Consider the following 21,819-nt stretch of genomic DNA (forward strand, 5'->3'; position numbering starts at 1 on the left):
GACAAAGACTAGGTCCTGTTGCTGACAACATCCCAAACGGCATGGTTCGGCCCGATCAGTACCCCGACCCGGGGCGGGTGTCCGTCCCCCGCCGGAGCGCCGTGCGCCTGCTCTACGCTCAGCACATGGATTCCATGATCGCATCCACTCCGGTGATCGACCTCAACGCCGATCTCGGCGAGGGATTCGGCCGCTGGACGCTCACCGACGACGACGCCCTGCTGTCCGTCGTCACGAGCGCCAACGTCGCCTGCGGCTTCCACGCCGGCGACCCGTCCATCATGCGCCGGGTCTGCGAACGGGCCGCCGAGCGGGGCGTGCGGATCGGCGCGCAGGTCTCCTACCGCGACCTGGCGGGCTTCGGCCGGCGCGCCATGGACGTGCCGCCCGGCGAACTGGCCGACGAGGTCGCCTACCAGATCGGCGCGCTGGAGGTGTTCGCGCGGGCGGCCGGAGCCCGGGTGTCCTACGTCAAACCGCACGGCGCTCTCCACAACCGGACCGTGCACGACGCCGGGCAGGCGGCCGCCGTCGTCGCGGGCGTCCGGCTGGCGGCCGGCTCCGGAGCGACCGGTGGGCTGCCCGTCCTCGGGCTGCCCGGCTCGATGCTCCTCGCCGCCGCCGAAGAGGCCGGGCTGGCTCCCGTACCGGAGGCGTTCGCCGACCGCGCCTACACTCCGGCCGGGGCACTGGTGCCGCGCGGCGAACCCGGATCCGTGCTGCACGACCCGGACGCGGTGGTGGCCCGGGCCGTGCGGATGGCGGCCCGGGGCACGGTCGTGGCCGCCGACGGCTCCGTGATGCCCGTGGCCGCGCGCTCCCTGTGCCTGCACGGCGACACCCCCGGAGCGGCGGGGCTCGCCCTGCGCATCCGGGAGGCGCTGGGCGCAGCAGGGGTGAGGGTGGAGGCGTTCGTGTGAGGACGCTGGTGGTGGGCGCGCAGGCGCTGCTGATCGAGCTGGGTTCGGCCGAGGAGGTCGCCGCGCTCCACGCCGAGCTGCTGCGCCGCCGGGACGCCGGCGAGCTGGGGACCGTGGGCGACCTGGTGCCCGCGGCCCGGACGGTACTGCTCGACGGCGTGCGGGATCCCGCCGCGCTCGGGGCCCGCATCGCCCGCTGGGACGTGCCGCCGCTCACCCGCGAAGAGGGCCCGCTGGTCACCGTCCCGGTGCGCTACGACGGGCCGGACCTGCCCGAGGTGGCCCGGCTGTGGGGGGTGGACCCCGGGAAGGTGCCGGGCATCGTCGGCGCCCTCGCGTTCCGGGTGGCCTTCTGCGGGTTCGCGCCGGGCTTCGGCTATCTGACGGGGCTGCCGGAGCGCCTCCACGTGCCGCGCCGGGACACTCCGCGCACGGCCGTCCCGGCGGGTTCGCTGGCGCTGGCCGGGGAGTACGCCGGGGTGTACCCGCGCTCCTCCCCCGGCGGCTGGCAGCTGATCGGCTCCACCGACGCGGTGCTCTGGGACCCCGAGCGGGAACCGGCGGCCCTGTTCGCGCCGGGCGTCCGGGTGCGGTTCACGGCAGGCGGCCGTGGCTGAACTGCTGGTGGTGCGGCCGGGGGCGCTGACGACGGTCCAGGACCGGGGCCGCCCGGGATACGCGCACCTGGGGGTCCCACGGTCGGGAGCACTGGACACGGCGGCGTACGCGCTGGCGAACCGGCTGCTCGGCAACCCGCCGGGCGCGGCGGCGCTGGAGACGACCCTGGACGGGGTGTCGCTGCGGGCCCTGACCCCGACGGTCGTGGCGGTCACGGGTGCGCCCTGTCCGGTACGGGTCTCCGGGCGCCCGGTGGCCTGGGGCGCACCGGTCGGGCTGCCGGCCGGGGCGGAGCTGGAGGTGGGCCGGGCCGAGTCGGGACTGCGCGGCTACGTCGCGGTGCGGGGAGGCTTGGCCGTCCCGCCGGTCCTCGGCAGTCGCTCCACGGACCTGCTGTCGGGCCTGGGGCCGCCGGTCCTGTCGGCCGGGATGGCGCTGCCGGTGGGACCGGCCGGGCCGGGAGCGGTCCCCGCGGCGGACGCGTACGGGCTGCCGGCGGCGCCGTCGCAGTTGCTGCTGCCGCTCCGGCTCGGGCCGCGTGCGGACTGGTTCACCGGTGGGTCCCTCGCCGGGCTGTGGCGCTCGGCGCTGCGGGTGTCGCCGCGTTCGAACCGGATCGGGCTGCGCACGGAGGGCGGCCCCGCGCTGGTCCGCGCCCGGCCCGGGGAGCTGCCGAGCGAGGGCATGGTGCTGGGCGCGGTCCAGGTGCCCCCGGACGGCCTGCCGGTGGTGTTCCTGGCCGACCATCCGGTGACCGGGGGCTACCCGGTGGTGGGCGTGGTCCCGCCGGGTCCGGCCCTGGACGCGGCCGCACAGGCCCGGCCCGGTACCCCGGTCAGGTTCGTGCGGGCCCGGTGAAACGCTTTCGGGGGCTGCGGCCAAGTACCAGGTGAGGGGACCGACCGGGTCCCTCGTGCAGGGGAGGAACCGGGTGCGCAACCCACGACACGAGACCGGCCCGCCGGATCTCAGGACGGCCGAGGGATTCGGGGCGTTCTACGAGGAACACGTCGACGCCGTTCTCGGCTTCGTCACCCGCCGGGTCGCCGATCCGCACCTGGCGGCCGATCTGACGGCGGACGTCTTCCTCGCGGCGATGGGATCGGCCGGCACCTACCGGGGGCACAAGGGAGCCCCGGTCGCCTGGCTGTTCGGCATCGCACGCAACGTCCTGGCCGGGCACGCCCGCGGGAAGGCCCGGGAGAGCGGCGCGCTGGCGCGCCTGAGCGGCCGCCGGCTGCTGGACGACGAGGACGTGGCCGCGCTGGAGGAGCGCATAGACGCGGAGCGGGCCTGCCGGGAGCTGGCCGAGCGCCACGCCTCCCTGTCCGAGCCGCTGCGTGCCGTCCTCGACCTCGTGGTGGTGGACGAGCTCACCCCGGCCGAGGCCGCACAGGCCCTCGGCATCACCCGGGCGACAGTCCGCGTCCGCCTGCACCGCGCCCGGCGCGCCCTGCGCGGAGCCGTGGGCTCCGTCACCCGACACCGACTGGAGGCAGCCCGATGACCACCCGCCCCAGCGGCTTCGAGGACCGCCTGAAGGCGGCCCTTGTGGCCCGCTTCCCGCAGACCCCGCTCCCGACCCCGGCCCGCTCCTTCGCCCGCCGCTACGGCGCCCCCCTCGCGGTGGCCGCGGCGACGGTGGCGGTCGTCGCGGTGATGGCGGTGCCGGGAAGCACCCGCGACGGGTCCCGGCCCGTCGGCGCCGCCGCCGGAGGGCCCGACCCGTCCGCCACGGATGCGCCCGGGATCAGGAAGGACCCGGACGGCGCACTGCGGTTCGGGATGCCGGAGCCCGGTCAGGTTCCGGCGCTGGTGGACGCGCTGAAGGAGCTGGGCGTGCCGGCGGTGCTGGTCCCGATACGGCCGCCGTCGCAGTGCTCCGAGCCCGGCGGGGGCTTCCGCGCGCCGCAGGCGGACCCCGCCGCGGAGGTGCTGCAGCGTTCCGCTGACGGCCTCGAGTTCAAGGTCGACGACAAGACGGTGCCGCCCGGATTCTCGCTCACCTTCCAGTGGGCGGACTCCTACCCGGTGGGGCGGAGCCGCACCGTCGGCGTCGGCGTGATCGAGACCGCCAAGGTCCCGTCCTGCGCCGTCGACTACGCGCTGGACGCTCCCCCGCCGGCGAACTGACCGCCACGCGCCGCACATGCTTTCGCCCCGGCCCCCACCGCGTACCACGGGGGCCGGGGCGAAACCGTGTCCCCGGGCGGGAACGCGACGCGCCCGGGCTCCGTCGTCGCGGGGCCCGGGCGCGGGATGTCGTGATCCTCGGCGGCGCTACACGGCCGACTCCGGGGTGATGCGGCTGCGCACGGCGGACTGCACGTCCTCCTCCTCCGCCGGGTCCGCCGCCAGGCGGCGCAGGCGGGGGGCCACCCGGGCGTCGGCGGTCTCGGCGTGGCGGGCGGCGACCTCGCGGGTGGTCTCCTCGCAGTCCCAGAGGCACTCGACGGCGAAGCCCGCCGCGAAGGAGGGGTCGGTGCTGGCGAGGGCCCGCGCGGCGCGGCCTCGCAGGTGGGACGAGGACGTCTCGCGGTAGATGTGGCGCAGTACGGGGGCGGCGCAGTTGATGGCGAGCCGGCCCGCGCCGTCCACCAGGGCGAACAGCCGCCGGGTGTCGGGGCCCGAGCCGCGGACGGTGGAGCGCAGTGCGCTCAGGACCAGGGGGGCGTCCTCGGCGCCGCCCCGGGCGGCCAGGAGGGCCGCGGCGGCCTCGCCGAGGGCGTCGGGCCGGTGGACCCAGCGCCGGGCCCGTTCGACGGCCGCGGGGCCGCACATGCGCTCGTACGCGGCCACGGCGGGCTCGTCGGCCGCCGCTTCGATGAGGTCCAGTACGGCCGGATTGTCGGGTTCGGCGAGGACCAGGTGGTGCAGGGCGGTGGCCCGGGCGGCCTCGCCGTCGGCGCCGGCGGCGGCCGCGAGGATCGCGGAGCGGTCCTCGGGCTGGGCCACGGCGGCCAGGCAGCGGGCGGCGGGCACGTGCAGCGGGTTGCCGCGGCGCAGGCCGTCGGCGGCCCAGTCGAAGACGGCCTGAACGCCCCAGCCCGGCTGGGGGCCGTTCGGGGTGAGCTGGCGCTGCCAGCGGTCGAAGGAGCCCTGCCGGCGGGCCGCGCCCAAGCGCTCCCCGTACTGCGGGGACTCCTCCCACAGACACCACGGCCGGGGCTCGTAGGCGTCACGGACGGCGGCGGCCAGCCGCGCCTCGCCCTCGGCCGTGACGGGGAAGCGGGCGAGGACGGGTGCGGCCAGGGACCGCAGCCCTTCGTCGTCGTCGCGCAGGGCGAGCTCGTCGAGGGCCCACGCCCAGTTGGCCCCGGACGCGGCGTAGCGGCGCAGCAGCATCAGTGCGTCGTCGCGGCCGTACGAGGCCAGGTGGCCCAGGACGGACAGGGCGAGGCCCGTGCGGTGGTCCGTGTCGTCGACGAGGTCGTCGGCGCTGAAGAGGTGGCCCTCGATCTCGCCGAGGGGGCCGTCGAGATCCAGGTAGAGCCTGGCGTAGTACAGCGAGCGGTTCTCGACCTGCCAGTCCTGGCGCGGATCGCCGAGCACGCACTGGTTGAGGGCCTGGAGGGCTTCCGCCCTGGGCGCCGCGAGTGCGTGCAGCGTGCCGTCGCCACGGCCCCGCTGGAGGAGGCCGAGCAGGGTACCGCTCGGCGCTATGACTGGTTCGAACATGGGAATGGCCTCAAATCAAGCTGGGGACGCAACCGGGAATCGGGAGTCACAGGGCCGCGTAACAGCATGTGAGGACGTCCGCCGTCTTGTTCCGCTCGATGTAGACCATTGCCTTCTCACTCTCGTCGGTGGTTCGTGACCAAGGGGTGGCCGGACCGGGCCGGGACACCTTTCGTGTCCTGGCCGTCTGCCCGTCCCCCGTGCCCGCGAATCGAATCCGACGCCATGATGACCCAGCCGGTTTGTGCACCGCGACCACATTTACGGCTGCTGTGACCAACCTGTGAGCTGCACACCGGTCGTGGCAAGGCAAAAAGCGGATTACTCGGCTCCGAAGAGTTCCAGCAGGTCGGCCTTGGCGAACATGCGCGCGGTGTCCACCGCGGAGGGGGTTCCCGCGTTCGGGTCGGCCCCGCCGGCGAGCAGTGCGCGGATCACCGACTCCTCACCCTTGAAGACCGCGCCGGCGAGCGGGGTCTGGCCGCGGTCGTTGGCCCGGTCCACCTCGGCGCCGCGGGCCAGCAGGGCCGTGACGGTGTCGGCGTGGCCGTGGTAGGCCGCGAGCATGACGAGGGTGTCGCCGCGGTCGTTGGTGAGGTTCGCCGGGACCCCGGCGTCGAGGTACGCGGCGAGCCGCGCGCTCTCACCCTGGCGGGCGAGATCGAAGATCTTGGTCGCCAGCTCGATGACGTCCTCGTCGGGGCCCTCCGGGGAGGCGCCTTCGGTGTGCTCGCTCATCGCGCGTACCGCCTTTCACTCGCTGCTGGCATGAAGCTTCCCCGGGCCTCGCGGGCAGGGGGGCGCACGGCGCTGCGTCCGTACGGGTGAACGGTCAGAGTAGCGCCCCGACCTGCGCGGGTCCGGGCCGGTCCGCAGCGTGGATCACCCCGAACCCCGGTCCGGCGGACGCGCCAGCCGGGCTGAGCCGGTCAAGTGAAAAACCTCCTCATTCACCCGTATGCACCTTTTTTCGCATTGATACTTCCTGTGAGCCTGGAACAACTGATGGTGACTGTCCCCACCAACCAGGAGAACTCCTCATGGTCCTGTCCATTTCAGGCGTGGTCCTGCTCGGCATCATCTGCTTCCTGTTCTTCAAGAAGGACGGGATGAAGCTGACGCACGCTTTCGTCTGCTCGCTCTTCGGCTTCTTCCTCGCCGGCTCCGCCATCGCCCCCAGCATCACGGCGAGCACCGCGAGCCTTGCGAGCCTGCTCGGCGGGATCAAGCTCTAGCCGCCCCCCGAGCAGGCACCCCAGCCCCACCCGTAACACCGCTCACGACCGGAACTCCAGGAGACGCCCGTGGCCCGGCGCCCACTCCCCCGCATTCTCAGCAGCGGCACCGCTTCGCTGGTCCGGGGCCGCGACATCGCTCGCACGGCCGCCGACAGCGCCACGGACGTCCTCCATCCCCTCCTCGTCATCGGACGCGGCCTGCGCGTCCTGGCCGCGGCCGGACGGCGCCGATGGTCCGAGACCCCGAAGGACAAGCGCGGTCCCGCGCTGTTCCTCGGCGCGGCCTGCGTCCTGGTGGTCGCACTGGTCCCCTACGGCCCGCTCCTCGCCCTGATCACCCTCATGGCGACGGCGGCCTGGCACGGGCGCGACCGCACCCCGGTGAAGACCGGGCCGAGCGATGCCGAGGCCGAACGGCTCGGCTCCCTCTACGAGGCCCTCGTGCCCTACTTCTCCATCCCGGAGGACCCCAGTCCTCTCTTCTCCCACGGCGGGGAGTGGGACAAGGCCTTCAGCGGCTACGAGTTCGACCAGGCAGGTCGGCTGACCCGGCTCCACATCCGCTACCCGGCCTACTTCACCGACGGCGAGGCCGCCTCGCGGGCCAGGATCGAGGCGCTGCTGCACGCCAAGTCCGGGCGCGGACGGGAGTACCTCTTCGACTGGGACGAGGAGGGCAATCAGCTCGACGTGAGCGTGCTGGCCGCGCTGCCCACGGGCATCGCCGCCCAGCCGTTCGTCACCTCCCCCGGCGAGAGCGTGCTCGGCTTCACCGATGCCGGCAACGTGCAGCGGACGCTGCCCGTCGTGGACGGCGACGAGCCCCGCGACGTGCCGCCGGTCATCTGGCGTACCGGCCCTCGCTCCACCGAACCCCACCTGCTCGCCGTCGGCCAGCCCGGCAGCGGCACCTCCACCCTGCTCCGGTCGCTCGCCGTGCAGGCCCTGCGGCACGGCGGCGACCTCCTGGTCGTCGACGGCGGCGGCAGCGGCGAGTACGCGTGCCTGTCCGGCCGCGGCGGCGTCCTCGCCGTGGAGTGCGGACCGGTGGGCGCGGTGGCCACCCTGGAGTGGGCCGCGCAGGAGACCGAACGCCGCCTCATCGCCATCCACCGGGCCCGCGAGGCCGGACGGCCGGCACCGGAGGACACCCGGCGCCCGCTGTGGATCCTGCTGGACCAGCCGAGCGTGCTCGCGCACCTCGCGGTGGCCGAGGGCGGGCCGGACCCCATGACGCACCTCCAGGTGCCGCTGCGGCACGGGCGGCCCGCCCACGTCACGGTGGTCGTGGCCGAGCAGTTCGACCACCTGGAGCTGCTCCACGACTCCGTGTGGCAGCACACGCGTGCCCGGATCGTGCTCGGGCCCGCCGCGATCCAGCAGATCTCCGACGTCCTGGGGCTGCCGCCGCACACCACGCCCACGACCCTGGTCCCGCCCGGGCGCGGGTACGCGCGGCTCGGTACGGGTCCGGTGCACCGCCTCCAGGTCCCGGCGACCCCGGACCCCTACGACGAGGCCGCGCATCCGGCGCACCGGCAGGCCGTGCTGGAACTTCTGCCGGAGCGGCAGCCGGGGCCGGGGCCGGCCCTGGCCAAGGCCGTGGGCGCGGCGGCCCTCGACGTGCCGGAACGGCCGTGACCGGGGGCACCGTCCGGGGCGGGACGGCGGTGCGGCCCCGGACCGCCGGCGCCCGGCCTGCGGGGCTGGACCGGGCGCCGGACGCGCTCCTGCCCATGCCGTGACGGGGCCACCGCGCGGCCCCTCGCCGGGCTACGCCACGAAGGTGCGCGGAGGTTCGGCTCCGCTGTCGCCCGCGCCGTTGCCGACCAGGCTCGCTGCCGCCGCCAGGCGGCCGGCGGCCTCCTCGGCCACCGGCCCGCCGACCGTGAAGGGCAGGCGGACGTAGCCCTCGAAGGCGCCGTCCACACCGAACCGCGGGCCCGAGGGGACCCGCACCCCGACCCGCTCACCCACCTCGGCCAGGCGGGAGCCGGACAGGCCGCCGGCGCGGGCCCACAGGGTCAGGCCGCCGGCCGGGACCTCGAACTCCCAGCCCGGGAGCTCCCGCCGGACCGCCGCGACCAGTGCGTCGCGGTTCTCCCTGGCCTGCTGCCTGCGGATCTCCACCGCCTGCTGCCAGCCGCCGGTCCGCATCAGCCAGTTCACCGCGAGCTGCTCCAGCACCGGCGTGCCCAGGTCGGCGTAGGCGCGGGCCGCGACCAGGCTGCGGACCACGTCGGGAGCCGCACGGACCCAGCCGATCCGCATGCCCGCCCAGAAGGCCTTGCTGGCGGAGCCCACGGTGATCACGGTGCTGCCGGCCGGGTCGAAGGCGCAGACCGGGCGGGGCATCTCCAGATCCGGCTCCAGCTGGAGTTCGAGCATGGTCTCGTCGGCGACGAGGACGGTTCCCGCGGAGCGGGCCGCCGCGACCATCGCGCGGCGCTGCTCCTCGGAGGCCAGGGCTCCGGTGGGGTTGTGGAAGTCGGCCACGACGTAGGCGAGGCGCGGCGCCGAGTCGCGCAGGACCTGGCGCCAGACGTCCATGTCCCAGCCCGTCAGCCCGTCGCCCATGGCGACCGGTACGAGCCGGGCCCCGGCGGCGCGCATCAGCTGGAGGATGTTGGCGTAGGAGGGCGACTCGACGGCGATCCGCTCGCCGCGGCCCGCGAAGAGGCTGCAGATGGCGTCGATGGCCCCCATCGCCCCGGTGGTCACCATGATCTGCTCGGGCATGGTGGGGATGCCCTGCTCGGTGTAGCGGTCGGCGAGCATCCGGCGCAGCGCCGGGAGGCCCGCCGGATAGTCGCCGTGCGTGTGCGCGTACGGGGGCAACTCCTCCAGGGCGCCCTGGACGGCCCGGGTCAGCCACGGTTCGGGGGCGGGGAGGGCGGCACAGCCGAGGTCGATCATCGAGCCGAGGGACTCGGGCGGCAGCGGTTCGAGCCCCCGGGCGGGCAGTGGATTGCCCGCGGGGACGGACGTCCAGCTGCCCGCGCCGCGGCGGGATTCGAGGAAGCCCTCCCCGCGCAGCGCCTCGTACGCGGCGGCGACGGTGGTACGGCTGAGGGAGAGGGCGGCGGCGAGCTCGCGCTCGGCGGGGAGCCGGGCGGCGACCGGGACCCGGCCCTCCAGAACGAGCAGCCGGACCCCGTCGGCGAGCGTGCGGTAGGCGGGCGGCTTGCGGGCGCCCGGCACGGAGTTCCGCTCCTGCTGGGAGGTGATGAGGCGGGCCAGCTGGGCGGCACCGACCGCTGAGGTCCATTCGGCCATGGCGTGCGGTCCACTTTCGTCCGATTGGCCTCGGTAGAGGCCTGGATTGGATTGCTCTCCGGGGCACAGCGTGCCACGAGTCAGTCCACCTGCACCAGGGCCCTGTCCCGTTCACCACGCGTACCACCGCTCCCGGCCGCCGCGGGGGATACTGCCGCCGTGACGCACGTACGCCTTCGCCATCCGTATCTGGACCACCCGGCTCCGATCCCCTTCGCACACCGGGGAGGTGCCGCGGATGGGCTGGAGAACACCGCCGCGGCGTTCCGCCGGGCCGCCGGGGCGGGCTACCGGTACTTCGAGACCGATGTGCACGCCACGGCCGACGGCAAGCTCGTCGCCTTCCACGACTCCACGCTGGACCGGGTCACCGACGGCCGCGGCCGGATCGCCGAGCTGCCCTGGAAGCGGGTGCGCACGGCCCGGGTGGGGGGCACCGAGCCGCTGCCCCTCTTCGAGGAGCTGCTGGAGGAGTTCCCGGACGCGCGCTGGAACATCGACGTCAAGGCCGAGTCGGCACTGCACCCGCTGGTCAACCTGATCGCGCGCGCCGGGGTCTGGGACCGGGTCTGCGTGGGCTCCTTCTCGGAGAGCCGGGTGGCCCGCGCCCAGAGGATCGCCGGTCCGCGGCTGGCGACCTCGTACGGCGTGCGCGGGGTGGTCGGGCTGCGGCTGCGCTCGTACGCGATCCCGGCGGCGCTGCGCGTCGGGGCGGTGGCCGCCCAGGTTCCGGAGACCCAGGCGGGCATCCGGGTGGTGGACCGGCGCTTCGTCCGGACCGCGCACGAGCGGGGCCTGCAGGTCCACGTGTGGACCGTGAACGAACCGGAACGTATGGAGGCTCTCCTCGACCTGGGTGTCGATGGCATCATGACCGACCACATCGACATGTTGCGCACGGTGCTGGACCGGCGCGGCGCCTGGGCCTGACCCGCCCTCGGCCGCCGCGGCGGATCCGGCGGCCGTCGCGGTACGGGACCACCGAGGGGGACACCGAGTGAGCGCGGACAACGGCAGCAGGACCGAGGAAGCGGAATCCGGGGCGGAGGACGGCAGAGCCGCCACGGCCGGGACGGCCGCCGCAGCGGCGGCACGCAAGCGCGAGCAGCACGGCTGGTACTTCTACGACTTCGCCGTATCGGTGTACTCGGCGAGCGTGCTGACGGTGTTCCTCGGCCCCTACCTCACCTCGGTGGCCAAGGCCGCCGCGGACGCCGAGGGCTTCGTGCACCCGCTGGGCATACCGGTGCGGGCCGGATCCTTCTTCGCCTATGCGGTCTCGGCGTCGGTGATCCTGGCCGTCCTGCTGATGCCGCTCGCGGGCGCGGTCGCGGACCGGACGGGCCGCAAGAAGCCGCTGCTGGCGACGGCTGCGTACACGGGGGCGGCGGCGACGACGGCGATGTTCCTCCTGGGCGGCGAGCGGTATCTGCTCGGCGGCTTCCTGCTGATCGTGGCGAATGCGTCGCTGTCCGTGTCGATGGTGCTCTACAACGCCTACCTGCCGCAGATCTCCACCCCGGACGAGCGGGACACCGTGTCCTCGCGCGGCTGGGCCTTCGGCTACACCGCCGGCTCCGTGATGCTCGTCATGAACCTGGCCCTCTATCTGGGCCACGACACCTTCGGTGTCTCGGAGGGCATGGCCATCCGGATCTGCCTGGCCTCCGCGGGACTGTGGTGGGGTGCCTTCGCGCTGATCCCGCTGCGTCGGCTGCGCGACCGCGCCGTGGTCCGGGAGCCGGGAGCGGCACCGGCCGTCAGCGGCTGGAAGCAGCTGGTGGCCACGTTCAAGGACATGCGGCGCTATCCGCTGACGCTGTCGTTCCTGCTGGCGTACCTGATCTACAACGACGGCGTGCAGACGGTGATCTCCCAGGCCTCCATCTACGGCTCCGAGGAGCTGCAACTGGAACAGGGCACCCTCATCGGGGCGGTCCTGCTGGTGCAGGTCCTGGCGGTCGGCGGCGCGCTGGCCATGGGCCGACTGGCCCGGATCTACGGCGCCAAGCGGACGATCCTGGGTTCGCTGGTGGCGTGGACGGTGACGCTGGGGGTCGGCTACTTCCTGCCCGCCCGGACGCCGGTGTGGTTCTTCGCCCTCGCCGCCATGATCGGCCTGGTGCTGGGCGGCAGCCAGGCGCTGTCGCGCTCGCTGTTCTCGCACTTGGTGCCCGCGGGCAAGGAGGCCGAGTACTTCTCGGCGTACGAAATGAGCGACCGCGGTCTGAGCTGGGTGGGGCCGCTCGTCTTCGGTCTGACGTACCAGCTGACGGGCAGCTACCGGGACGCGATCATCTCGCTGGTGGCCTTCTTCGCACTGGGGTTCCTGCTGCTGGCGCGAGTGCCGGTGCGCCGCGCGGTGGAGGCGGCGGGCAATCCTGTTCCGGAGCGGATCTGAGACCGGGTTCCCGCCCGCGCCCGATCCGGATTCACGAACGAATTCCGAACGGATTTAGACGTTGCGGCGAAGGGGCGGTAGTGTACGCCTTTGGCCTGCCAGGCGGACCGTTACTGCACGCCAAAGAAGTCTAGACGTTGGGTGACATCTGCTGCCAGATGTGACAAAACGGGCACTGGTGGGTACAACAAGGGGCGGTACGACGGGCGACGCACGACCCGGAGCGGGAATCTATACCGCCGACCGGACGTTGACCGGATGACGACGACAGCGACACCTGTCCTGTGGGCGACAAGCCCGGGAGGCACGATTCATGAGTGAGCGAGCTCTCCGCGGTACGCGCCTCGTGGTTACCAGCTACGAGACGGACCGCGGCATCGATCTGGCCCCGCGCCAGGCGGTGGAGTACGCATGCCAGAACGGACATCGATTTGAGATGCCGTTCTCGGTTGAGGCAGAGATTCCGCCGGAGTGGGAGTGCAAGGCGTGCGGCGCCATGGCACTCCTCGTGGACGGGGACGGGCCCGAAGAGAAGAAGGGCAAGCCTGCGCGAACGCACTGGGACATGCTCATGGAGCGACGCACTCGCGAGGAGCTGGAGGAAGTGCTGGCCGAACGGCTGGCGGTCCTGCGCTCCGGCGCCATGAACATTGCCGTGCATCCGCGGGACAGCCGCAAGTCCGCCTGACAGCCGGACGAACGCACAAGCCGAGGGGCCCCGCCACACAGTGTGTGGCGGGGCCCCTCGGCGTGATCGCGAGCCTACGGCGTGAGCGGCGGGCGGTAGGTGGCGTCCGGGCCGTCCGGCGCCCCCGGCCGGTCCTCGCGGACGACTTCTCCCTGGACGATCTTGCCGTCCGGGTAGTGGATGCGGGCCTGCTGGAAGGCATCGCCGAAGCTGCCCGAAGGTGCCGCGGCCATCTTCCGCTCCAGAGAACGCGTGGCCCTGCGACCGGCCCACGCCCGGACGGGCGGGAGCAGCAGGAGCAGGCCCGCGACGTCCGACAGCAGGCCCGGGAGCATGAGGAGCAGGCCCGCCAGCATCGTCAGGCCATTGCCCCGGCCGGGCTGCTGCGGGGCGGGCTGCCGCCCCTGCTGGGCCTGCTGGAAGGTGTCCGTCAGGTTCTTGAAGGCCCGCCGCCCGGCACGCTTGATGACCACCGCGCCCAGGACCAGTCCGCCGGCGATCAGTGCGGCCACGGCCAGCCCGCCGGCCGCGTCGGCGACCATGCCGAGCAGCCAGATCTCCAGGATCAGCCAGGCGGCGATGGCCAGGGGGAGGAAGGTTCGGGCGGGCGAGCGCCGACGGGGAGCCGTCGGGGTACCCGTTCGCAGGGATCCAGTGCCGGTCGTCATAGCATCCAGTGTGCCTGGGGCCGGATAAAAGTGTCCTCAGCCGGAGGTACGGAGGCCCCCCTAGGGGCCGTGCCCCGGGGCCGGACCGGAGAGCGGCGCGGGACGGCGCCCGCGACCCGGCATGGTCGACAGGCTCCCCGGGATCAGGACCCGTCGGCCGACGTGCCGCCGCCCTCGCCTCAGGACCTGTCGCCCGACGTGCCGCCGCCCTTGCCCAGGAGCTTGGCCGCCTGCGCCTTGAGGCCCCACTGGCTGACCCGCCAGAGTGCCTCCACGACGATGCTCCTGTTCATCTTGCTGTCGCCGAACTCGCGCTCGACGAACGTGATGGGAACCTCCACCACGCGGAAACCCTTCTGCACGGCCCTGCGGGCCAGGTCCACCTGGAAGCAGTAGCCCGCGGAGGCCACGTCCTCCAGGCCCAGCCCCTCCAGGGTCTCCCGGCGGAAGGCCCGGTATCCACCGGTGACGTCCCGCAGCGGGAGATCCAGCATCAGCCGGGAGTAGGTCGAACCGCCGCGCGAGAGGAACTCACGGGTCTTGGGCCAGTTCACGACGCGGCCGCCCGGCACCCAGCGCGAGCCCAGGACCAGGTCGGCGCCGGCCAATGCCGTCAGCAGGCGGGGCAGTTCCTCGGGCTGGTGGGAACCGTCGGCGTCCATCTCGACGATCACGCCGTAGCCCTCGTCCAGACCCCAGACGAAACCCGCGAGGTAGGCGGCGCCGAGCCCTTCCTTGCCCTTGCGGTGCAGGACGTGCACGTGGTCGTCACCGGCGGCGAGCTCGTCGGCAAGCTTGCCGGTGCCGTCGGGGCTGTTGTCGTCGGCGACCAGGATGTGGGCCTCGGGAACCGCCGCCCGGACGCGGCCGACGATCAGCCCGATGTTCTCCGCCTCGTTGTAGGTCGGAATAATCACCAAGGCTGTACCGAGCGGCCCGTAGGCCCGCTGTCCGCCGTCGCTCACTGAGTCCCCTTTTGTGCTCGCGCACGTCCTGTACGTCTGGTCGCAGAGGATGACTCTAGAACATCGGCCGCGGCCCGCCCCGACGGTGCGGGCACCGGGCGGCACCGGGCGGGTGATCGGGGCCCGCGGTCCTTCGGGCCGATCAGACTCCCGCTGGCTGCGGGCCGCCGTGACCGTTGTCTACTGGACCTCCGGACCCCGACCTGGGGCCACCCGCCGCCCGGCGAAACCTTCCCTCGCCCCCGAGGCGCGGGCGCGCTGAGCAGACGGATCCGTCCGGCACGACGTCCTGTGGTGGACCCGGCCGAACCTATCCGGGTCCGGCCGCCGGTACCGAACCGAGGCCGACCGGATCACCCCTGTGGGCGTACGAATACCTCCCGCCCGCCGACGACGGTGGCGAGGCACACCGGCAGTTCGGAACCGGGCGTCAGGTCGGGCAGTCCGGGGGTGCCGGAGCGCGGATCGGTGGACCAGCGGGCGACCCGGTCGTCCGGGGCCTGCACGATCAGCTCGCCCGTCCGCCAGACCGCGTAGTCGGCCGGAGCGCCGGGCACGAGGATCCCCGCGTCGTCGCGGCCCAGGGCCCGCCAGCCGCCCCGGGTGTGCGCGGTGAAGCCGGCCCGCACCGAGACCCGGTGCTCAGGCGTCCGGTGGAAGGCGGCCGCCCGGACGGTGCCCCACGGGTCCAGCGGGGTCACCGGCGCGTCCGAGCCGAAGGCCAGCGGCACCCCGGCCCTGAGCATCGCCGCGTACGGGTTGAGGGTCCGGGCGCGGTCGGCCCCGAGCCGGTCGGCGTACATACCCTCCTCGCCACCCCACGCCGCATCGAAGGCGGGCTGCACCGAGGCGGTGAGTCCCAGCTCCGCGAAGGCGGCGATGGTGGCCGGGGTCATCATCTCGGCGTGCTCGACCCGGTGCCGGGCCGCCCGGACCCGCCCCAGGCCGACCTTCTCGGCGGCCGCGCGGACCCCCTCGACCACCGCCGTGATCGCCGCATCACCGATGGCGTGGAAGCCCGCCTGGAGCCCCTCCTCGGTGCAGGCCGCCACGTGCTCGGCGACCGCCGCCGCGTCCAGGTAGTCCGTCCCCGAGTGCGAGGCGTCGGCATACGGGGCGTGCAGGCAGGCGGTGTGCGAACCGAGGGCGCCGTCCACGAAGAGGTCACCGGCGGCCCCCACGGCCCCCAGCTCCCTGGCCAGGTCCAGGTCCCGGTCGGCCCAGTACCCGAACACGCGCGGCCCGGGCCGCTCCGCCGCAAGGGCCAGCAGAGCGGTGAAGTCCTCGGCCGACGAGATGTCGGGGCCACCGCACTCGTGCACGGAGCCGATCCCGAGGGAGGCGGCCCGGTCCAGCGCGGCCCGCTGCGCCTCGGCGCGCTGGGCGGGCGTGACCGCGGCCAGCGCGGCCCGCCGCACGGCGTGGTGGTCATCGGCGGTCAGCGGCAGGTCCCCGTCGGGGCGCACTCCCGGAACCAGGTCGAGCAGGGCCGTGCTGACCACGGCCGAGTGCACGTCGATGCGGCTGAGATAGAGCGGACGGCCACCGGTGGCCCGGTCGAGCTCGGCGCGCCGCGGCGCGCGCCGCTCGGGCCAGCGGGCGGCGTCCCAGCCGTGTCCGAGCAGCACCCGGTCGGCCGGCCGGCTCGCCGCGTACGCGCTTACCAGGTCCAGCGCGGCGGCCAGCGAGCGGGCTCCGGTGAGGTCCAGCCCGGTCAGGGCCAGGCCCGCGGAGGTCGTGTGGACATGGGCGTCGGTGAAGGCGGGGGTCACGAGCGCCCCACCGAGATCGACGACCTCGTCGACACCCTGCGCGAAGGCGTCGGCCGCGCCTTCGGAACCCACCCAGGCGATGTGGCCGCGCTCGACGACCATCGCCGTGGCGAAGGGGTCGGCGGGGCTGTGTACTTCGCCCCCGCGGAGGAGGACGGTCCTGGTCGGCGCTCCGGCGGCGTCGGCGGAGGGGGCTGTGCGGTCAGTCATGCCGACCAGTGTCCCGCGTCGGCCGGCCGCCTCCGACCGCCGGGGTCCCCACGAGGACCCCGCGGGCGTCACACGCGGGGCGGGCGCGCCTCGTAGGGGGTGGAGAGGACCACCGTCGTACGCGTCGAGACGTGCGCCAGGGCCCGCAGCCGGCTCAGCAGGTCCTCCAGCTCCAACGGGGTGGCGACGCGCACCTTCAGGATGTAGTTCTCGTCGCCCGCGACGCTGTGGCAGGCCTCGATCTCGGGAACGCCGGCCAGCCGGTCGGCGATGTCGTCCGGGGCGCTCGGGTCGAAGGGCTTGACCGAGATGAATGCGGTCAGCGGCAGGCCGACGGCCTCCGGGTCGACCACAGCCGCGTAGCCCCGGATCACCCCGCGCTGCTCCAGTCGGCGTACCCGCTGATGGACCGCCGACGTGGACAGTCCCGTGGCCTTGCCCAGATCCGTGTAGCTCATCCGCCCGTCCCGCACGAGCAGATCGACGATCTGGCGGTCCAGCTCCTCCATTGCACTCATAGCCGCTCAACTTACGGCCAAAGGCACTCCAGGCCCAGTGCTGTCCGCCCACTGGAGGCATCTGCGCCAGGCATGTGACCAAGGCCACAGGGGTATGCAGGTGGAGGCCGGTCTGTTGTGGTTACTCGTGACGCTCGACGGGAAGTGGTTGCTGTGGCCGAGGCCGAAGTACCTGCCCGCCCGGCCCACCCAAGGGGGAGTACATCCATGCCGAACACCAAGCGCGCCGGTCGCAGCGAACCGGAGCCTGTCGAACCGCTCGATGCCGAGGACGACGGGTACCCGGAGGACGGCGAATACCTCGACGAGGTCGAGGGGTTCGAGATCCGCCACGCGACCTGCCCGGACTGCGGCCAGTCGATCGCCCTCGTCGCCGACGAGGAGTACCTGCCGCAGCACGCGCTCTGCCTGACCCCGTGGAACCCCTTCGGGCTCACCGTGTGCGCAGGCACCGGCCGGCCCGCCGCCGAAGCCCTGCCGACGGTCGGCGTGACCCAGTCGGCGCAGGCACCGGAACCCGACTCCTTCGCCCCGTCGGCCCTGCCCCAGGGCCTGGACTGGCGGACGCAGCCCTTCTCGCACGTCGGGGGCCCGGGCTCGCGCCCGATCCGCGTCGTGCGCCCGCTCCTGCCACAGCCCCAGGCGCAGACGCGTCAGCAGCACGCGCAGGCGGCCTGAGCCCCGCCCGTCCGTCACTCCCGCCCCTCCCCTACCAGTACGTCCCCTGCACCATGGCGGCCAGGCTCGCCTGGTGCAGGATCAGGCCGTCCGGGTCCGCCGGGACCTCGACCTCCCCGAAGTGCGCCTGCCGGTAGGCGATGCGCAGCATCACGATGGCGTGCCGCAGGGCCGCGTAGAGGGTGTGGAACTCCATGTCCCGCGGTGTGTGGCCGGTCAGTTCGGCGTAGCGGCGCTCCAGGTCCTCCCGGCGCAGGAAGTCCGGCAGACCGGACTGGCCGAAGCTCACGGTGAGGTCCTGGAAGAACCGGTGGAGGTACACCGTCCAGCCGAGGTCCACCTCGCGCGGGGCGTACGCCGCCATCTCCCAGTCCAGGACGGCCACTGGTGTGAAGCCGTCGTAGACGACGTTGCCGATACGGGCGTCGCCCCAGTTCAGGACGGCGGGGCCGGGGTCGGCCGGCCACAGCTCCTCCAGGCGTGCAAAGGCCCGCTCGATCAGCGGGGAAGGCGACAGTCCGCCCACCACCCAGGCGTAGTAGGCCCGTTGCGCCTCCACGTGCCGGCGCAGGGGACAGCCCTCACCTGCGGGCAGCAGGAACTCGGCCTCCTCGGCCGGGAACTGGTCGTGCAGCCGGGCCAGCAGCGAGATGCTCGCCTCCTGGAGCACGCCCCGTTCGGCGTCCGTCGCCGCGTGCAGCCAGTTGCCCTCGTAGGTGTAGGGCATGACGTCGGGCGGGACCCGGCCCTCGGCGCGGGCCATCACGAAGAACGGCGCGCCCAGCGGCCCGGGATCCTCCTCCAACCACTGCACGCGGGGGACGGGCAGGTCCGTGTGCTCGGCGACCAGACTCATCACGCGATGCTGGCGCGCCATGTCGTACGTCGGGAAGACGGTGTAGGCCGCCGGGTCGGCGGCGAGCCGCAGCGCGCACGCACGCAGCGGGGTGTCGGGGTGCTCTATGTCGAAGAGGAGGGTCTCGCTGGACATCCCGTTCGAACCGGGGACGGAGACGTTGGTGACCTCCGCCCCGGGGAGCCGGCCGTCGAGCCACGCGCCGAGGCGGCGACCGAGTTCCTCGGGCTCCCGGGTGGAGGTGCGCGGACGTGGTGCGGTTGTCATGGAGACCCCTTCTCCTGCTCGGACCTGGATCTGCGGGGGACGTGAGGGGGCTGCGGGGACGGGGCCGGGAGCTACGGGGCGACGGAGGCGTGGTCGGTGAATCCGCTCGGGTCGTGGCGCCCGAAGCTGCCGTGCTCGAAGATGCCGTGCCCGGTCCGGCCGTCGAGCGTGAATCGGGCCGAGTGGTCGGTGACCCCGAAGGCGGCCATGGGGTGGGCGGCCGGGTGGGAGAGGTCGTAGACCCGGCGGTCGCTCCAGTCGCGCCCCTGCCAGGTGCCGTGCTGCCAGTCACCGGCGGGCGGATAGCCGGCGCCGACGGCGAGCGGGGAGGAGTTCAGTATCTCCACCCCCAGTTCCAGGGGCTTGCGGGACGGGTCGGTGAGATGGATGACGGCGCTCTCGGGCTGCCGGCTGCCAGGGCGGTAGCGGATCTCGGTGTGCGGCCAGCCGAGCTGAACGTCCGGGCGGCCCCTGCCTTCGGGAAAGACCTGCACGGCCTCGTTCAGGGTGCGGTGGCCGTCGGCGTCCTCCTGGGCGATCACCATGACGAAGCGGTCCGCGAAGCGGACCGGGATCCAGAGCCAGTGGAAGCCCTCGGGCCGGTGCTCCTCGGCCGCCCGGCCGCCCTCCTCTCCGGGGATCGGCCGCACGCCCCAGCTGCGGTCCCGGGTACCGGTCCACTCCCCCGCCGTGAGCGTGAACTCCTCGCCCTTGGCACGGATCGTTCCGGTGACGCGGCCCGCCTGGACGAAGCGGCGGCCTTCCAGCATGAGCCGGTCGCCACGCCGCTGGATGTGGTGCGGTTCCCAGACCGCGGGGAACTCAGCGGTCCAGGTGATGTCGTACGAGAGCCCGTGCGGGTCGCCGGAATCAGGGGCGCAGCGCAGGGTGAGCCGCTTGAGCGGCACGTCGACGGTGATGGACAAGGGGCCCACCGAGAGGTTCATGCGGTCGTCGGTGAGGGCGTCGGAGGCCCGGACCGCCAGCAACTCGTCACCGAGGCGGAGGGTGGCGTAGGCGTCGATGACCCCGGCGTTGGGATAGACGCCGAGGCCGAGGATCAGGACGGCACGGCCGGCGTGGTCGAAGACGTGGAAGATGCACCGGTCGTAGGCGTTCCGGTCGCCGCTGACGAGGTGCTTCATCGACAGGGGGGCCTGGTGGATGGGGTACTCGTCGAGTGCGACGGGCCGGTCTGCGGGCATGACGGACCTCCGGGGCAGGCGAGGGCGAGGGCAGCACAGGCAGACATGACGGTACGTCAGAAACATGCTGCGGTACCAGACTTCTGGCACGCTCTGACAGCCGGACACGAAGTGGCAGGGCTTCGGCCCACCGGGAGGAGAGAGGAGCGGGGGCCCACGGGGCCCACGGGGGCGGAAACCCACCGGGCGGGCGGGTGGTTCCGGGGCGGGATCCACCGCCCCGACGAACCACCGCACCCACCCACTGCCCCGACGCGCCGCCGAGCCGCCGCCGGCTTTCCGGCCCGCCCGGCCCCGCCTCCAGCGTGCTCCCGGGGACTCCTCGAACGGATCCGCGCACGCCAGGGGCGATTACCCGTGGCTTCCGTCCCGCGTTGGCCGTGCATGAGCACGCTTCAGTCTGCAACGGGCCGAAGGCGCCGTTCGATCTCGTCGGGTTTCGAAGAACCGGTTCAGCGCCCGCTGCCCCGGGAGCCTCAACGTGAGCAGCAGGTGCCCGATCCGCCGATCTACCGGGACCTGCTGGCCCGGTGGGCCGACGCCGGCCGCACCCTGCCCGGCCGGCGGGACCCGGAGTGGTCCCGGCTCACGTCGTCCCCGGTCTGGCCCTCGGCCGGCAGCGGGCTGTACTGACCCGTCCGGCCACGAACCTCGTCAGCGCGTTTCGGGCCCCGCCAGGTGACGTGCGATGACCATGCGCTGGATCTGGTTGGTGCCCTCCACGATCTGGAGCACCTTCGCCTCGCGCATCAGGCGCTCGACGGGGAAGTCCGCGGTGTAGCCGTAGCCGCCGAGGACCTGCACCGCGTCGGTGGTGACGGCCATCGCAGCGTCGGTGCAGAAGAGCTTGGCCATGGCTGCCTGCCGGGAGAACGGCTTGCCGGCGTCCCGCAGGCGCGCCGCGGCGAGGTAGAGCGCCCGGCCGGCCTCGATCTTGGTGGCCATGTCGGCCAGCATGAACCGCAGCCCCTGGAAGTCCGCGATGGGGTGGCCGAACTGCTTGCGGTCCAGCGCGTACGTGAGCGCCTCGTCCAGTGCCGCCTGGGCGACGCCGATGGCGCAGGCCGCGATGCCCAGGCGGCCCGCGTCGAGCGCGGCCAGGGCGATGGAGAAGCCCTGCCCCTCCTCGCCGATGCGGCGGGAGTCCGGTACGCGCACGCCGTCGAAGTGCAGCTGGGCAGTGGGAGAGCCCTTCATGCCCATCTTCTTCTCGGGCACGGCTGCGGTCAGTCCGGCCGCGTCCCCGGGAACGAGGAAGGCGGTGATGCCCTTGGGCCCCTCGACGCCGGTGCGGGCGAGGACGGTGTAGAAGTCGGCGACCCCGCCGTGGGTGATCCAGGCCTTGGTGCCGGTGATGATCCAGTCGTCGCCGTCGCGGACCGCCTTGGTCGCGAGGGAGGCGGCGTCCGAGCCGGCGGCCGGCTCGGAGAGGCAGTAGGCGCCCAGGAGGCCGCCACCGAGCATCGCGGGCAGGTGCGCGGCCTGCTGTTCCTTGGTGCCGTAGCCGCCGAGGCCGTGGCAGGCCAAGGAGTGGACGCTGACGCCGAGGCCGACGGTCAGGCGGGCCGCTGCGAGCTCTTCCAGGACCTGGAGGTAGACCTCATACGGCTGCTCGCCGCCGCCGTACTCGCCGGGGTACGGGAGGCCGAGCAGGCCGGCCTCGGAGAGCAGCGTGAAGACCTCTCGGGGGAACCGTCCGGAATCCTCCTCCTCGGCGGCCCGGGGGCGGATCTCGCGCTGGGCGATCTCGCGTACGAGGGCGAGGAGGTCGCGGGACTCCTCGGTGGGCAGCTGTCGGTCCACCGGCTGCGGGGCGCGGTCGGTCATGGCGGCGCTCTCCTCCATCTCGGGCACGGCGGCG

22 protein-coding genes are annotated in these 21,819 nt (G+C 73.5%); 12 read left to right on the forward strand and 10 right to left on the reverse strand.

What is annotated here, in order from left to right; translation table 11 throughout:
* Window positions 1-152: 152 nt before the first annotated feature.
* From R4Z63_RS04910 to R4Z63_RS04930, 5 genes are all read left to right on the forward strand, one after another.
* Window positions 153-920: a LamB/YcsF family protein gene (locus R4Z63_RS04910; RefSeq protein ID WP_384449451.1), complete on the forward strand. Its 768-nt coding sequence runs from the start codon at window positions 153-155 to the stop codon at window positions 918-920.
* Window positions 917-1,537: a 5-oxoprolinase subunit B family protein gene (locus tag R4Z63_RS04915; protein ID WP_037926346.1), complete on the forward strand. Its 621-nt coding sequence runs from the start codon at window positions 917-919 to the stop codon at window positions 1,535-1,537. Before R4Z63_RS04910 ends, R4Z63_RS04915 begins: the two co-directional genes overlap by 4 nt.
* Window positions 1,530-2,396: a 5-oxoprolinase subunit C family protein gene (locus R4Z63_RS04920; RefSeq protein ID WP_384449406.1), complete on the forward strand. Its 867-nt coding sequence runs from the start codon at window positions 1,530-1,532 to the stop codon at window positions 2,394-2,396. The genes R4Z63_RS04915 and R4Z63_RS04920 overlap by 8 nt, the downstream gene beginning before the upstream one ends.
* A 73-nt stretch (window positions 2,397-2,469) precedes the next feature.
* Window positions 2,470-3,045, forward strand: a complete 576-nt coding sequence (locus tag R4Z63_RS04925) for an RNA polymerase sigma factor (protein ID WP_384449403.1) — start codon at window positions 2,470-2,472, stop codon at window positions 3,043-3,045.
* Window positions 3,042-3,671 (forward strand): hypothetical protein, encoded by a 630-nt coding sequence (locus tag R4Z63_RS04930; RefSeq protein WP_384449400.1) that lies wholly within the window; start codon window positions 3,042-3,044, stop codon window positions 3,669-3,671. Before R4Z63_RS04925 ends, R4Z63_RS04930 begins: the two co-directional genes overlap by 4 nt.
* Window positions 3,672-3,818: 147 nt before the next feature.
* Here the strand turns inward: R4Z63_RS04930 and R4Z63_RS04935 are convergent, their stop codons facing one another.
* Window positions 3,819-5,216 carry a HEAT repeat domain-containing protein gene (locus R4Z63_RS04935; RefSeq protein ID WP_384449397.1) on the reverse strand — a complete coding sequence of 466 codons (1,398 nt, stop codon included), beginning with the start codon at window positions 5,214-5,216 and terminating at the stop codon, window positions 3,819-3,821.
* Between the two features lie 321 nt (window positions 5,217-5,537).
* The gene (locus R4Z63_RS04940; RefSeq protein ID WP_384449395.1) at window positions 5,538-5,954 is read right to left on the reverse strand and encodes an ankyrin repeat domain-containing protein; all 417 of its coding nucleotides are present in this window, start codon (window positions 5,952-5,954) and stop codon (window positions 5,538-5,540) included.
* 302 nt (window positions 5,955-6,256) lie between these two features.
* Between R4Z63_RS04940 and R4Z63_RS04945 the strand changes: the two genes are divergently transcribed.
* On the forward strand, window positions 6,257-6,451 hold the full coding sequence (locus R4Z63_RS04945) for a hypothetical protein (protein WP_030031218.1): 195 nt from the start codon (window positions 6,257-6,259) through the stop codon (window positions 6,449-6,451).
* A 69-nt stretch (window positions 6,452-6,520) separates the two neighbouring features.
* The gene (locus R4Z63_RS04950) at window positions 6,521-8,095 is read left to right on the forward strand and encodes an ATP-binding protein (protein WP_384449391.1); all 1,575 of its coding nucleotides are present in this window, start codon (window positions 6,521-6,523) and stop codon (window positions 8,093-8,095) included.
* A gap of 132 nt (window positions 8,096-8,227) precedes the next feature.
* On the opposite strand, the gene R4Z63_RS04955 is transcribed toward R4Z63_RS04950, so the two are convergent.
* Window positions 8,228-9,730, reverse strand: a complete 1,503-nt coding sequence (locus tag R4Z63_RS04955) for an SCO1417 family PLP biosynthesis transcription factor (protein ID WP_037926330.1) — start codon at window positions 9,728-9,730, stop codon at window positions 8,228-8,230.
* Window positions 9,731-9,889: 159 nt separating this feature from the next.
* Between R4Z63_RS04955 and R4Z63_RS04960 the strand changes: the two genes are divergently transcribed.
* The 3 genes from R4Z63_RS04960 (at window position 9,890) to R4Z63_RS04970 (ending at window position 12,819) form a co-directional block, all read left to right on the forward strand.
* On the forward strand, window positions 9,890-10,660 hold the full coding sequence (locus R4Z63_RS04960; RefSeq protein ID WP_037926327.1) for a glycerophosphodiester phosphodiesterase family protein: 771 nt from the start codon (window positions 9,890-9,892) through the stop codon (window positions 10,658-10,660).
* Between the two features lie 67 nt (window positions 10,661-10,727).
* Window positions 10,728-12,131 (forward strand): MFS transporter, encoded by a 1,404-nt coding sequence (locus tag R4Z63_RS04965; RefSeq protein ID WP_384449386.1) that lies wholly within the window; start codon window positions 10,728-10,730, stop codon window positions 12,129-12,131.
* A gap of 313 nt (window positions 12,132-12,444) precedes the next feature.
* Window positions 12,445-12,819, forward strand: a complete 375-nt coding sequence (locus R4Z63_RS04970) for an RNA polymerase-binding protein RbpA (protein WP_007262928.1) — start codon at window positions 12,445-12,447, stop codon at window positions 12,817-12,819.
* Window positions 12,820-12,893: 74 nt separating this feature from the next.
* Here R4Z63_RS04970 and fxsA read toward each other — a convergent pair whose 3' ends face one another.
* From fxsA to R4Z63_RS04990, 4 genes are all read right to left on the reverse strand, one after another.
* Complete coding sequence (fxsA, locus tag R4Z63_RS04975) at window positions 12,894-13,487, reverse strand: FxsA family membrane protein (protein ID WP_384449381.1); 594 nt, start codon at window positions 13,485-13,487, stop codon at window positions 12,894-12,896.
* Window positions 13,488-13,666: 179 nt separating this feature from the next.
* Window positions 13,667-14,452: a polyprenol monophosphomannose synthase gene (locus R4Z63_RS04980; RefSeq protein WP_037926318.1), complete on the reverse strand. Its 786-nt coding sequence runs from the start codon at window positions 14,450-14,452 to the stop codon at window positions 13,667-13,669.
* A gap of 353 nt (window positions 14,453-14,805) precedes the next feature.
* On the reverse strand, window positions 14,806-16,434 hold the full coding sequence (locus R4Z63_RS04985) for an amidohydrolase (protein ID WP_037926315.1): 1,629 nt from the start codon (window positions 16,432-16,434) through the stop codon (window positions 14,806-14,808).
* Between the two features lie 68 nt (window positions 16,435-16,502).
* Window positions 16,503-16,943: an Lrp/AsnC family transcriptional regulator gene (locus tag R4Z63_RS04990; protein ID WP_030162595.1), complete on the reverse strand. Its 441-nt coding sequence runs from the start codon at window positions 16,941-16,943 to the stop codon at window positions 16,503-16,505.
* Between the two features lie 216 nt (window positions 16,944-17,159).
* Here R4Z63_RS04990 and R4Z63_RS04995 point away from each other — a divergent pair, with 216 nt between their 5' ends.
* Window positions 17,160-17,630, forward strand: a complete 471-nt coding sequence (locus R4Z63_RS04995; RefSeq protein ID WP_384449377.1) for a hypothetical protein — start codon at window positions 17,160-17,162, stop codon at window positions 17,628-17,630.
* 31 nt (window positions 17,631-17,661) lie between these two features.
* On the opposite strand, the gene R4Z63_RS05000 is transcribed toward R4Z63_RS04995, so the two are convergent.
* Window positions 17,662-18,753, reverse strand: a complete 1,092-nt coding sequence (locus R4Z63_RS05000; RefSeq protein ID WP_384449374.1) for a phosphotransferase family protein — start codon at window positions 18,751-18,753, stop codon at window positions 17,662-17,664.
* 71 nt (window positions 18,754-18,824) lie between these two features.
* Window positions 18,825-19,958, reverse strand: a complete 1,134-nt coding sequence (locus R4Z63_RS05005) for an Rv3169 family protein (RefSeq protein WP_384449371.1) — start codon at window positions 19,956-19,958, stop codon at window positions 18,825-18,827.
* A gap of 492 nt (window positions 19,959-20,450) precedes the next feature.
* Here R4Z63_RS05005 and R4Z63_RS05010 point away from each other — a divergent pair, with 492 nt between their 5' ends.
* A complete protein-coding gene (locus R4Z63_RS05010) occupies window positions 20,451-20,591 on the forward strand; it encodes a hypothetical protein (RefSeq protein WP_236647786.1) in 141 nt (46 codons plus the stop codon).
* A 21-nt stretch (window positions 20,592-20,612) separates the two neighbouring features.
* Here R4Z63_RS05010 and R4Z63_RS05015 read toward each other — a convergent pair whose 3' ends face one another.
* Window positions 20,613-21,785 carry an acyl-CoA dehydrogenase family protein gene (locus tag R4Z63_RS05015; protein WP_384449368.1) on the reverse strand — a complete coding sequence of 391 codons (1,173 nt, stop codon included), beginning with the start codon at window positions 21,783-21,785 and terminating at the stop codon, window positions 20,613-20,615.
* Window positions 21,786-21,819 lie beyond the last annotated feature (34 nt).

It is taken from the genome of Streptomyces sp. PL-29, from assembly GCF_058344425.1.

Bases quoted from the DNA above. Each gene is read 5' to 3' on its own strand.
- R4Z63_RS04930 (WP_384449400.1), top strand. From the start codon at position 3,042: ATGACCACCCGCCCCAGCGGCTTCGAGGACCGCCTGAAGGCGGCCCTT.
- R4Z63_RS04935 (WP_384449397.1), bottom strand. From the start codon at position 5,216: ATGTTCGAACCAGTCATAGCGCCGAGCGGTACCCTGCTCGGCCTCCTC.
- R4Z63_RS04940 (WP_384449395.1), bottom strand. From the start codon at position 5,954: ATGAGCGAGCACACCGAAGGCGCCTCCCCGGAGGGCCCCGACGAGGAC.
- R4Z63_RS04945 (WP_030031218.1), top strand. From the start codon at position 6,257: ATGGTCCTGTCCATTTCAGGCGTGGTCCTGCTCGGCATCATCTGCTTC.
- R4Z63_RS04955 (WP_037926330.1), bottom strand. From the start codon at position 9,730: ATGGCCGAATGGACCTCAGCGGTCGGTGCCGCCCAGCTGGCCCGCCTC.
- R4Z63_RS04970 (WP_007262928.1), top strand. From the start codon at position 12,445: ATGAGTGAGCGAGCTCTCCGCGGTACGCGCCTCGTGGTTACCAGCTAC.
- fxsA (WP_384449381.1), bottom strand. From the start codon at position 13,487: ATGACGACCGGCACTGGATCCCTGCGAACGGGTACCCCGACGGCTCCC.
- R4Z63_RS04985 (WP_037926315.1), bottom strand. From the start codon at position 16,434: ATGACTGACCGCACAGCCCCCTCCGCCGACGCCGCCGGAGCGCCGACC.
- R4Z63_RS04990 (WP_030162595.1), bottom strand. From the start codon at position 16,943: ATGGAGGAGCTGGACCGCCAGATCGTCGATCTGCTCGTGCGGGACGGG.
- R4Z63_RS04995 (WP_384449377.1), top strand. From the start codon at position 17,160: ATGCCGAACACCAAGCGCGCCGGTCGCAGCGAACCGGAGCCTGTCGAA.
- R4Z63_RS05000 (WP_384449374.1), bottom strand. From the start codon at position 18,753: ATGACAACCGCACCACGTCCGCGCACCTCCACCCGGGAGCCCGAGGAA.
- R4Z63_RS05005 (WP_384449371.1), bottom strand. From the start codon at position 19,958: ATGCCCGCAGACCGGCCCGTCGCACTCGACGAGTACCCCATCCACCAG.
- R4Z63_RS05015 (WP_384449368.1), bottom strand. From the start codon at position 21,785: ATGACCGACCGCGCCCCGCAGCCGGTGGACCGACAGCTGCCCACCGAG.